The organism is Pseudomonas sp. FP2254 (assembly GCF_030687695.1).
GTDB lineage: Bacteria > Pseudomonadota > Gammaproteobacteria > Pseudomonadales > Pseudomonadaceae > Aquipseudomonas > Aquipseudomonas quebecensis.
In genome coordinates, this window is record NZ_CP117444.1 from 2677951 (window position 1) to 2690466 (window position 12516).

Sequence of the window (12516 nt, forward strand, 5' to 3'; positions counted from 1 at the left end):
GTTTGCACGACCTCACCGCCACGTAAAAGGAATGACAATGAGTGATCAAAGTGGGTATCGGGCATTTCGTACCCATGCCTTAGAGCAAGGGCGAGACGTGGTCAAACGACTGGCCATTTCCGATTACGATGAAAGTGCCGACGTTCACTCCAGATTTACTCAGCGGATTGCCTTAAGAGCTGCGCGGCGTTGGGTTCAGAACAATGTCAGCGAGCTGCTTGCCGAAGACTCTGACCAGGCACTTCATATCCGCCGAATGCTTGGCATACCCGCTTCGCAGTCACTGATTAAACCAGAGGCGTGGCCCTGGTATGGCAAGTTGGGGATATTCTTCGTCCCGCATTGGCTGACATGGCAATACACGCGTAGGCAGTTAGCAAAAACACGCACCTACGAAGGACGCGCCTTTCTTTACGAGACCTTTTACGACCGAGTCGTGACGTGTCGCTTGAACCGCTACACCCCGGCCGTTGATCAGGCCATACAAGGCATGCCGCTGCTCTCCTATGTACGCGCAAGACAGCTCGACAGACTGGATGCTGGCTGGTTCATGGCCGTGCGTAAAGTCGGCGTGGAGTGCTTTGCGAGGATCGAACATTATGCTCGCTATGGCAGCTTCAGATTGAAGGGCCCACTCGCCAATCTGCTGGTGCTGACCAATGTGGTGCAGACAGAATCGGAGCTGGCCTGGCTAGACTATCAAATGAAAGAGCGCTATCACGCGCCCGAGATCACCCCTGAAGCCCTTCGCACCTTCAAACAGGCCATTGATCTATTGCTGGCCAATGGTGTTAAGCGCAAGCAGGTAGCGGGTATCTTTCGTCATGACCTGGATGCTATAGACCCAGATCGGCTGCAGGTAAACTTGCAACTGATTGTTGCTTCTGGCACAGCAGGCGCAGATGCCGTCTACGAGGTCATTGGAGAGTCGCTTTGGCGAGCTGCCAGCGCAAATTGGGCCTTTGTATTGGATGTGGTTAAGGCCCATTCAGCTGATCAGATTCAACACTGCAAGCGTATGCTGGACCATTACTGCGAGCCTTCTTCATTGTTGGTCGAGCACTTGATTGCTCTGGGCGCGAGCGTCGAAGACCTAGCGCATTGCCAGACGCTCATATTGGAGCTCAACAAAAAAGAGGGAGAGGGCGAACCGCTCGCCGAGATCGCGCTGTTGGCCGGTGCTCCATATTGCTTGAGCTTCGAGCAGATAGGGCAGTGTCGCACTTACCTGGCGCGCCCCGGAGCATTGCAGGAATACTTGGCAGTGCTTGAGCGACATGGGTATGGCTACCCTGAGGCAGTTCTGGGTTTTCAGCGTGCGTATACCGTCATCGGTGTCCAGAGCCTTGAGACTTGGCTTGTAATCAAAGGGCACCGTAAACCGCGTAAAGAGCGCGAGTTGGTTGACTGGATCATTCGCTGTGCTGGCACTCTGGCCGCCCAACCGTATCACTATCTGCTCACCGCCGTGCCCATGCCAGAGTTCAGTCATCTGTGCCAAGCGGAGCGCGTGGCACGGTTTGGACTAGGCACTTTGCAGTACTTAGTCGAGAACAAGGGATTGAACTCATTCAAAGCGATCATGGATTGGTACTACAAGGCACGTGGCGTACATACGCTTTGTTGCTGGGACCTGAATTCAATATCTCGTGTACTGCTGGACGATGCCTTCCGTCGTAACCACTTTGCTGCTTTCACTGAGAACCTGAGCTGTGTCATTAGAGCCATTGATGATCGGGTGGTAACGGACATCGGTTATCGCCACCAGCAACCGGACGACGCGGCACGCGAGCGCTACGACGAACGAAGGGAAGTTCTAGCTCAGGCCGAGAGCCTAAAACTTTTGTCTCGTTTACCAGCCATCCTGAACCAAACGGGCGGCGTCCTGCTGCCGAGCATGATTCGCCATGCGTGGTCGTCAGATGAGCAGCTACAAGAACAGATGGACGCATTGGTGCCGTTGGTAGAGAACCTGCTAATGGGGCGCGGACCATCAGGCGCTGAGCTGCAGCCTCAGGAGGTTGAGGCTATATCCATGATCTACAAGGCTGATAGCCACAGCGTCAGGTCACAGTGGAAGAATGTCCTGGGTTTCGAATCGCAAATGGCTGGATTGACATTGTGGGATGGTTACCCGATGCGCTGGGCGCGCTCGATTCGTCGCATGGAAAAGCGCCTTGAGCGCAGTAGTCTGCAAGCGCTGGTTCAGGCAAAGACGATCAGCGCGAAGATCTGTTCAAAAAGGGACTTTACCGACGCGTGTCAGGCCATCCGTTCCAAGCGGCTATACGACAAGTCGCGTGATCCTCAGTCTGTAGCGGCCCATCTAGGTGTACTGTTCGCGGCGAGTCGTGAGGACTCATTGATCGGATCGTGGCTCGAAACCGACCTCGGACAGATAGCTGCCTTGGAGGATTTCAGTGTTGATATCTCGGAGGGGTTGGAGCAGCTCGACACGCTTTTCACCAGCACTTTACCGGACGCTCTTGAGGCGCATATGCCGGCGTTTGTAATGAACTTCAACGATGAGCAGGCTGATAGCCTGGCCAAGCGAATGGTGGGTGAGGCTCATCTGGCTGGGGCGCAAACTGGCCGTGGAAGATTGCAGGCCGCAGTCAGACACACCCAAACAATTGTGCTCGCGACATGTGCATGCTGGTTGAAGCGCGAGCAGGGCAAGTTCACCGCTATGCCTGCTAACGACGAAGTCACTGAATTGCAGGCGTTCGTGTCAAAATATCCGGCAGCGTTTTTCGCTAGGCAAGCCGCGAACCTGTGCACGCGCGATGACACGGACATGTGGAAGGAGGAGCGGCACGCGCATATGGTGGTATTTGACCCTGTGCAACGTCGGCTTGCGGGGATGGCCATGATCTATTTCGAAACAATCCCGGCGCTCCATCCAACCAAGCGTTGCCTGATCGTTCGCGCGATCAACCCGATGGATGAGATGTTGGCTACTCATACGGTACATAGCATCGTCAACGCGTTTTTCGATGTCGCCGTCAGCATCGCTCAAGAAAATGAGCTGGCAGCGGTGCTTTTCCCGAATCCTGGCGGCATGCATCTCCTTTCCAATCAGAGCACTGTTGAGAAGTACTTCAAAAAACGCCTCATTGAGCGCGCCGAGCCTTACCGGCAGATAGAGCCAGGAGCAAGCGCTGCGAACTGGCGTACCAGACCTAGGCGTCTGAACGCACGATTTTATGCTTATGCGCAGGGACAGCAGCAGGTTTCAGAGTTATACGCCGTTTGGGCAAATGGCCAAATCACTCTGACGGCCGAGCACTCCCGATCGGTCGAGTACATGGATATCTGATTGAGGGCTGACGCTTTATTCCCTAGAAAGGGTGAGAACTCACTGGTCGTAGCGAGCAGTTCTCTGCGGGAGGTGAATGTGAGCGGGTGTACCTGACCAGCGTGTTATCCAACGTCCAACGAGATTACCTACCGATTGCGCTGACAGGCTCCGTCATATCCGGCAGCCGGTTGAATCCACAGCAGAGATAAGTGCTTGGGTCACAGACGACCATGGGAGTGCTATAAAGGTTCGGGAGTTACATGCGGAGAGGGTGTGGAAGGCTATGTCTCTCATTAATGACGTTGACAGCTTGCAATCGATCTATATCAATTGTGCCACCGGGAACGGGAACAACGATGATGAGCGGGACTACCCTCTTTACCGGCAGAGCGTGCTTGATGATCCTCGCGTAGCATCATTGGTTCCTGGGTGGGTGCGTCGTCACCGGAACTTGGACCAGTTTTGGGGGTTTATCCAGCCAAAATTTCCAACCTACGCCGAACGTAGGAAATTCATCTGGGATGAGTTCCGGACGCTTGTTGACTTCGCTGAGTCAGAGGGAGGACATCCTTCTGATATCGTTGTTTCAGAGGCGCTGGATCGCGTTGACGCTGAGCACGTTCGGATCGCATGGACCAAAGCTCTAGAAAGGCGTTCTATTGATCCTGAGGGCGCCATCACAATGGCTCGAACCCTCCTGGAGTCAGTATGTAAACACATACTTGACGAAGCTGGGACATGCGACCATGAGGCGACTCCCGACCTGAACAAGCTCTACAAGCAAACAGCTGCGCTTCTAAATCTCACGAAAGCGCAGCATGAAGAGGTTGTGTTTAAGCAAATCCTTGGAGGCTGCACAGCAGTTATAGAGGGTTTAGGTGCGCTTCGTAATCGTCTAAGCGATGCCCATGGAAAGGGAAAGGGCGGAGTGAAGGCTGCCCCACGTCATGCAGAGCTGGCAGTGAATCTAGCGGGGTCAACTGCGCTTTTTCTGCTTGCAACATGGGAAGCGAAGAACACGAATTGAGAGGGGCATCGCCCTACTTATGACGCACTTGGTGAGGGTTGTGTTTTCAGATAATGCCTTCTTCTGACCGATTACTGCCGTTCACGAGCGGCGGCTTTCAGCCAAAAGTGGACGATTAGATATATTGTTTTGAATTGGCGCGCCACCCATGGACTGGAGAGGAATCACAATGTCAGAAGCGATCGTCGCCACGCCGGTAGCCGGAAATATCGCACTTCGATTCCTAGAGCTTTGTCAGTTCCGTCGACTTGGTAAGGTCCAACTCGATGTCGATAAGAAGACTACTATTCTTGTCGGAGCCAACAACAGCGGCAAAACATCGGTTCTTGCAGCGCTACGTCACTTCCTTTCGGATGGCTCTCCCTTTGGCGCTTTCGATATAAGTCTTTCGCAGTGGCCAACGTTACGAGCGCTGGGCAAAGCTTGGGAGGTGCTAAAGGAAGACCCGTCGACAGTGACCGGGTCCGAAAAACAATGGGTGGAGCAGCTCGGAATCATCCACTCGGCTATGCCGACGTTGGACCTCTGGTTCGACGCGGAGGCTGGCATGTTCCACTATGTCGCCCCGTTTCTCTCCAAATTCAGCTGGAAAGGCGGAGCCGTTGGGGTACGGTTGCGTCTCGAGCCCGCTGCAAGCGTTGATGAGTTGAAGCAGTTGGCTTGGGCATATCACACGGCGCGACTGCCGGTGAAGGATATGGGGGCGGACTCGCTTGCCTGGCCCATTGACCTCCTCGACTTTTGGTTGCGCGAGCCGCACAAGTTGGGTCAAGTCCGTGCATACAAACTGGATGCCGATAACAACCCTCTGGAAGGGTTACAGACCTATACGACTCAGACTCTGACAGCAGACTCCAGTCCAATTGAGCGCAAACATCTACAGAAGCTGATATGCGTTGATTTCGTTGCAGCGCAGCGGGGTCTTGGCAGTGAGGAAGCTGACTCACGGTCTGCTTCTGGTCCCCATCGTGTCGGCATGTTCTCCAATCAACTTCTCAAGTTTGCTCGACAGCACCTAAATGTTGCTACAACAGGTCATGGACATCGCGCGGATCTTATTAAAGCTGTCGCTGAGGCGCAGCAGGAGCTGGATAAGAAAATTCACGAGGCGATCGCTCCGTCTGTGGAAGAGGTCAAAGAACTCGGGTATCCAGGGTTGCACGATCCCCAAGAGATTCGCTTCCGCACGCGGATACAGACAGCTGATTTGCTCGACCATGGGACCGCTGTTCAATACAGCATGCAGAAGGACTCACTGGACGAGCTTCTTCCCGAATACTCCATTGGGCTCGGATACCAAAATCTCCAATCGCTCAGCTATCAATTGGTTTCTTTTAAAGCCGCACGACTCAAGCCTGAAAAGGGCTCCCCGGTACCCGTTCATCTGGTATTAATTGAGGAGCCTGAGGCACATCTCCATGTCCAAGTGCAGCGCGTCTTCCCTGAAAAGGCCCACAAGCTGATCAGCCCGAACGACAAAGACGCATCGGGGCTTAAAAGCCAGTTAATTATCAGTACTCATTCCAGCCATCTCGCGCATGCGGAGAGTTTTGACCGATTACGGTACGTCCGCCGGATAGCGAAGAGTGCAGAAAATCTCATGCCAACCACCGAGGTGGTCAATCTTGGGCAGGTTTTCGGTGATGACAAGAAGACCCGTCAATTCGCAGAACGGTATTTCCGCGTTCAGCATACTGACCTTTTGTTTGCCAACGCTGCAATTTTCGTTGAAGGCGTTGCTGAGCGCATGCTGGTGCCGCTTTTCATCGAACGAGATTTCAAAATGCTCAACAGCCGCTATCTGTCCTTCCTGGATATTGGCGGTAGTCACGCCCATCGGCTTAAGCCGCTCGTGGAAAAACTTCGTATTCCCACGGTCATCATCACCGACGTCGACCCCGTTGAAGAGAGAGCTGGCAAGCCAACTAAGGATGGTGAGCCGACCACCACTCTAGTTGCAGTGGCTAATACTGGCCAAGCCGGCCTCCAATGCGGGAATCCGACTCTGCGCGGATGGCACCCGAAACTGCAACAGCTCGAAGATTTCAAGAGCCCGGCAGAGGTACAACTTGTTTGGAAAGAAGTCTCTGAATGCCTAGTGCGTTTCGCTTGGCAACTGCCCGTGGCTGAAGCGGGTGAACATTGGCCTAGCACCTTTGAGGACTCTCTTATTCTCAAGAATATTCCTTGGTTCAAAGGCCTTATGGATGAGAAGGTCGACGGTGATGGCAACAAAATTAAGCCGCCAAAAGGCGCGCTTGGCTCCGTAGCTAGACGGGTTGTCGACCATGAAAATATTTCGGACTTGCTCGCAGCTCTGCACAAACTCATGCACGGCTCCTTCAATAAAGGAGACTTCGCTGCAAGCATCTTTGAGATGGTCGCGACGGACGAACCGATTGCCTGCCCTAAGTACATTTCGGATGCCTTGGAATGGCTTCAAACGCAGCTGGATCCTAACCCGGAATTGATGTCATGACCGCGGTGCCGATCAGTGGCGACAACGACCGCGATGCCGGCGTAGTTGAGGAAATCTGCGGCTATCTCACCGAAGAACCGCCGCGTAGCTATTTCCTTTTTGCGGGTGCCGGTTCCGGTAAAACGCGTACTCTGGTTGAAGTTCTCCGGCGGCTTACCGGTGTCATCGAGCACGATAAAGGCGAACATCTAGCACGACGTCTGCGAATGTACGGGCGTTCGATTAGGGTGGTCACATACACAAAGAATGCTGTCTCGGTCATCAGCGGACGCCTCGGCGACAACGACTTAGTCTGTGTATCGACGATCCATTCGTTTTGCTGGGAACTCATCAACGGGTTCAACAATGACATTCGAGAGGCCCTTATTGCCATAAAAGAAGCTCAACTTGCGAAAGATACCGCCGAGGCACAAGCGAAGCCGAAAGGCATCACGCCAGCTAAACAGCGAGACCTTGACGAAATCAACGATGATATCGAGGCGTTCAGAGCGACCGATGTGTTCATCTACCATCCCGATCGCAACACGTACGGCTCCGGCGCGCTTGCTCACAACTACGTCCTCGACGTGACAGCGTGGCTACTCCGAAATAAACCTACGCTCCAAACCATTCTCAAAGATCGTCACCCCATAGTTCTCATTGACGAGTCGCAGGACACAATGAAAGGCATGCTGGATGCCTTGATGGGGCTTGCAGCACAAGAGGGGAGTTACTTAACTCTTGGGCTGCTCGGTGACCACCGCCAACGCATTTATGCGCACGGGCACGCTGATCTTCCAAGTCTTGTCCCGAAGAACTGGCCAACGCCAGAGCTGCAGATGAACCATCGCAGTCAGCGCCGAATCGTCACGCTCATTAACAAAGTCTGGGAAGCTGAGCTTGAAGGACGGACGCAGCCTACAAACGGTGCGGAGCAGCATCCTAGAACTGAAAAGACCGGAGGCGTGGTCAGGCTCTTTGTGGGTGACACCTCGCGTTCTTCGGAGGAAAAAGTGCTCGGCGAACGTTGGTGCGCAGATAGGATGCACGAAGCCACCGGGGCAGCCGCCTGGGGTCAAAGTCAATACCAATTGCTCGCGCTGGAGCACAAGCTCGTCGCCACCCGCGGTTCGTTTCTCCATGTATATGAGGCTATGGTCCTACTAGATCCTGACGCCGCAGCGCCGTCTGGTAGTGGTGATAACAAGGGGCCTTCTGCAGTACAGGTTCTCCTCAACGAGCTTACTCAATTAGAGGCGTGCGTAGATATCAACGGTGCGGTGGGCGAGTTCAAGGCTACAGAAGTATTTCGTCGGTATGGAAGCCTCGACAACATGCCGGAGGAATGTTCCGCGCGAGCGAGTCGCGTCGAAGAGATGCAGAAGGCTATAACAGCATTTGCCACTGCCTGTGTTGATCCGAAGTCAACTGTTGAGGAAGTGCTCGAACCTATCTTGAGCGCACAATTATTTGAAATCGATCATCGCCTTGCGGAAGCTTATGCCGATAAGTCGCCACGTCTTCCGGCGCCGGGTCGAGGAGAGGAGGAATCCAAGCAAGCCAGAATGCGTCGTGGGTGGTGTGCGCTGTTCGCCGCCCCCTGGAATCAACTCAGGCTGTACCGAACTTACCTCGCAGGGGGGACCGCTCTCGCAACGCATCAGGTGGTCAAAGGTTCCGAGTTCGCACACGTAATGGTTGTGATGGATGACGCGCTTGCCGGCGGGTTTCTTATCTCCTACGACAAGATTTTTGGTGGTGTGGAGCTTAGCAAGCGGGACCAAGAGAACGTTGGGCTGGGCAAAGAGACGACTATCGACCGCACCTTGCGGTTGCTTTACGTAACCTGTAGCCGCGCCCAGGAATCGCTGGCCCTTGTGCTTTGGTCGTCCGACCCTGCAGCGGCATTGGCTAAAATCAAGGTCAGCAACTGGTTTGCCAATGGTGAGTTTCAGGCAATCCCATAGGTGAAAAAAGGTACGATGGACAACGCTGTTCCAGTGAGCCGGTACTGGTTGAACGCGCCCCGTATCGGTGGATAACCGGGCTGGATCCGGATCATCCGTGCTCCCTACAGACGTTTGCAAATGGACGATAGTTGTCATGAGGATTTTCTCGGCAACCCCAACGGTTTCACTACTCAATCGGCCCGAAATGCCCACAATAGCCAACCTGGGTGAGGATCGGGCGATTAGTGCATTCGATGCTGACCTAGCCGCTCTCTACCGGCCTACCAAAAAACGCGAGATTTCGAATGGTATTTGCTTCCACATATTGGTCCCGCTCTGGATGGAGTCGACGAAGCGACAGGCCGTAGGCCGTCTCGAAAGGATGGCGCCGGTGCGAATCAGGCTGAAAAAGAACGGATAGATCACTCGGTCAAAACCAGCCACCTTTGCGGCAAGAGCAACGTCGCGGGCGATGTTTAACGGGGCTATTGAAATTTAATCTTTTTCGATTTTGAGGAAAGGATTATCGAGTGGCATCAATTCAAAAAATAGCTTCGGATCCTCAATCAAGTAGCCCTTCAAGGTTGTTTTCTTCCTAGGGCCATGCACTTGGCATGTCCAGATATTTAGACCGTTGTCTCGCTTCTTGTGAGCCTTCAGTTTTTCGAACTGCTTTTGCACCCAACGCCATTCCTCAACCTCCTGATCTGATCCCTGCGAAACGTCTGGAAATTCCTGCACGTAGCGTTGAAAGAGACCAGGCGTGACCAGAAATACGCTGCCACCCACCGTGTGGATTTTGGCCTTGCTGTCGTTGATGATCAGTTTGTGGCTCAGAATGCCTTCCTTGACCCAAGTTAGGAATGCTTGGCCTGGGGTATCCGATTGAAGCGTTGAAGTTTCGCCAGCACTTTCTGACAGTGCGTCTCTGGCCCCAGGCTCTTCCAATTCGAACATGTCCAGCAGCGTACCGAGGTAATCGGCATCCTCTAGCGACATGTGATCCGGCTGCGGTTGGCTTTGAGCTGGTCCTGCAAGGACTGTCTCGGGTGCTGGTGTTGGCACCTGGGTGTCAGTTGAGTGGTCATGGGCTGCAATGTTCACTGTTCCGCTGAAAGCCTCAGGCCGGTCTTCGTTCCCCCAAATCAACGTGGGTTGAAGGCGCAGAAAAGTGAAACTCTGCTGCCAGTTGCCTTGCGCGACAAGCGCGGTCCAGATGGCTTTGCCTTCCGGCGTGGACTCAACCAATCCATGTGATTGCAGCTCGTCGAACACCGCGAGGTTGGACGAGGGGATGCCTTCAATCGATTGCGACAGCAGATAGGCTCGCAGCTTGTCCGTGACCGTCTTACTGACTAGCCACAGTGCATCCTGAGTCAACCAACCCGCGGCACCCGGCTGGTTGAGTTTCAGTTCGTGTTGAACCAGATGACGCAGTCCACTGATCAAATGATGTTGCAGCGAATGAGTCGGCGCTTGCAGCGCCTTGCTCGGGTTACCCCCGATGTTCTGTGCGGTGGAAACACGATCGGCCTGCATCACCAACTCACCGAGCACGCCGGCACGTTCGTACTGGCCCGCCAGGACATACAGCAGACTGGCCCACAGCGACGGAAATCCACTGAGCCAATCGAGGATTGGGCGGTCGAGAATTTGGATGTAGAGCAAGCCTGCGGCGGCGCCGTGCAGGTGGTAGTCACGACCCTTGATGTAACGAAAACGGTAGGGCTGATCCAGGGAGCCCTGCCAAGGATGCCAAACACGGCCATCCTGACGTTCAATCAGTAGGTCCACAGCGATTTTGCCGATGTCATGCAGCAGGGCACCATAGGCGATGCCGGCCGACCAAGCGTCGGTCTGGGCGGCTTGGTCTTCGGGCGCGGCGCCGGTGGGGAGCAGATACGACTGACGCAGTTTCAAACTACAAGCGACCAGCTCCAACCCATGGTCAAGCATGCCGCCAAGATACGCATGATGGTGCGTCTCGCTGGCCGGGAGTTGTTGGACCAGTTCGGCGTAGCGATGGATCGGATTTAAATAGAGCTGGCTGAACTGCTGATGGGAGAGGGCGGTGTACTGCCAGATGCGATCGAGCAGCTGGCGGCGATGCTCGGCTGCTAACAGGCTCTGGGACGACTCGATGGGCAGGTAACCTTCGGCAACGTTTACGGTTGGTGGCGGAGGGGGCTTCTGCCTTTTGTGGCGAAACAGACTGAGCATCATGGCTTCCCAGAAAATGGCAGGGTCAGTGGCCTTTTAGCCTTTTCGGATAGGGCTCTTACCCTTGAGTCCCCATTCCCCTTCCAACCCTTACCCGTCCTTTTGCCGTGTGTCCCTTTGTGCGGCAATCAGAATATCGATTTGTCCTAGTGCCGTTTTGTTGGATGCGTGTGCTGGTGCGAAAAAGGGAAGTGTCGGTACACTGCGGTGCGAATTTTATCGGGTCTTGCCATGAACCTCACTGACGCCACGCTCGTGCTGCTGCTCGCAGCACGTATCCATGGAACAGACGAAACCGTCAGGGCCTCGGCGAAAAGCGTGGTCAAGAAGCTTCCGCGCAGCAAACGCGATCTGATCTACAAGGTGATCGACAGCCGAAGTCCACTCGAGCTGGTGGATTACCTGGCGGAGAATCTGGATACGTAACGGCGTACTGCGGTTACGGGATTACCTCATGTTCTTTGCGTCAGAGCTCCGCAGTGTGGGGATTTTTCTGGGCATAGAAAAGGGTCCAACTCGTGTTGGACCCTATGAAGGTTTGCATCAGTGAGGCAACAATCAAGCACTATTGTTCTTGAATTGCGTGCGATCCATTCCCGACTGCTTCCGTTGCTGCTCCAGGTTGAGCACATACTCCGAAGCGCATCGGGCCTGGCCACTGGCGCGGAAGATCGCGCGGTTGTCAGACTTCAGCAGGCCGAGCCAGGAGTCGATGTAGCCTTCGTGCCGAAGCTCTCCCTGTATACCGGCGTAGGCACATAAAAAAGCGGCACCCATTTCGGCGATCAACTCTTCAAATGCATAGTCTGGCGAGCCGAATGGGCAAGGTGTGGTCACACCTTCACGCTGCAACCGAGTGTGGTGTCCGGTCCAGTGCGTCAGCTCGTGAAGTGCGGTGGCGTAGTACCCACCTTGATCGTGGAATTGCGCTTTTGTCGGCAGTTGGATGAGATCCCTGATCGGGTGGTAAAAGGCTTCGTCGGCAAATCGATGAATGATATTCGCGCCCGAACTTAGCAACAGGCTTTCGGCAGCACTGTTGGGGAAGAAGGGATCGCTCGATTCCGTGTCGAGCACCGTTTCGTTGAGCGTTTCGAGCCCCTCCGTTTGCTCGATGTTGAACAGAAAATGCGTCCTGAGAATCCCGAAATGAGCAACCTTGGGCTGACCGTTTTCATCGAGTACGGGTTGGCCTGATTCGGTCTGTTCCTCGCGTTCCATCGGTTTGTAGAGCACCGCCAGGGTGCTGTGCTCACCCTTCCGGATGTGCCCGCCGGCTTTTTTGGCTTGATTGAAGGTCAACCAGCGATCTTGAGTGAACCCCTGCAACCTGGCCTCGGCCCAGAGCAGCGGTAAATTGATGCCCGAATAGGGACGCTGGGTGATGGCGTTGATGGGGTAGGGTTGGTGATGACCGACGTCAGCTGAGCCACTTGAGGACCAGGGTTTGATCCAGGGCGCTACGCCTTGGTCTAACGCGTTAACGATCTTGTCTGTCACGTCTTGGTAGATATTGCGCATGGCATTTTCCTCGAGAAAAAACGGAGGAACGCCTTGCCCG

General features: G+C 54.4%; 7 protein-coding genes. 5 read left to right on the forward strand and 2 right to left on the reverse strand.

Annotated features, from left to right (window positions below; translation table 11 throughout):
* The first annotated feature begins 37 nt into the window (after positions 1–37).
* From PSH94_RS12290 to PSH94_RS12305, 4 genes are all read left to right on the forward strand, one after another.
* Positions 38–3319 carry a hypothetical protein gene (locus PSH94_RS12290; RefSeq protein WP_305437615.1) on the forward strand — a complete coding sequence of 1094 codons (3282 nt, stop codon included), beginning with the start codon at positions 38–40 and terminating at the stop codon, positions 3317–3319.
* A gap of 265 nt (positions 3320–3584) precedes the next feature.
* Complete coding sequence (locus PSH94_RS12295) at positions 3585–4328, forward strand: abortive infection family protein (protein ID WP_305437616.1); 744 nt, start codon at positions 3585–3587, stop codon at positions 4326–4328.
* Between the two features lie 169 nt (positions 4329–4497).
* On the forward strand, positions 4498–6807 hold the full coding sequence (locus PSH94_RS12300) for an AAA family ATPase (RefSeq protein ID WP_305437617.1): 2310 nt from the start codon (positions 4498–4500) through the stop codon (positions 6805–6807).
* Entirely contained in the window at positions 6804–8753 is a 1950-nt protein-coding gene (locus PSH94_RS12305) for a UvrD-helicase domain-containing protein (protein ID WP_305437618.1), read from the forward strand. Before PSH94_RS12300 ends, PSH94_RS12305 begins: the two co-directional genes overlap by 4 nt.
* A 477-nt stretch (positions 8754–9230) precedes the next feature.
* Here the strand turns inward: PSH94_RS12305 and mobH are convergent, their stop codons facing one another.
* Entirely contained in the window at positions 9231–10955 is a 1725-nt protein-coding gene (mobH, locus tag PSH94_RS12310) for a MobH family relaxase (protein ID WP_305437730.1), read from the reverse strand.
* Between the two features lie 231 nt (positions 10956–11186).
* Here mobH and PSH94_RS12315 point away from each other — a divergent pair, with 231 nt between their 5' ends.
* Entirely contained in the window at positions 11187–11381 is a 195-nt protein-coding gene (locus tag PSH94_RS12315; protein ID WP_305437619.1) for a hypothetical protein, read from the forward strand.
* A gap of 132 nt (positions 11382–11513) precedes the next feature.
* Here PSH94_RS12315 and PSH94_RS12320 read toward each other — a convergent pair whose 3' ends face one another.
* Positions 11514–12476 (reverse strand): ArdC family protein, encoded by a 963-nt coding sequence (locus tag PSH94_RS12320; protein WP_305437620.1) that lies wholly within the window; start codon positions 12474–12476, stop codon positions 11514–11516.
* Positions 12477–12516: the final 40 nt, after the last annotated feature.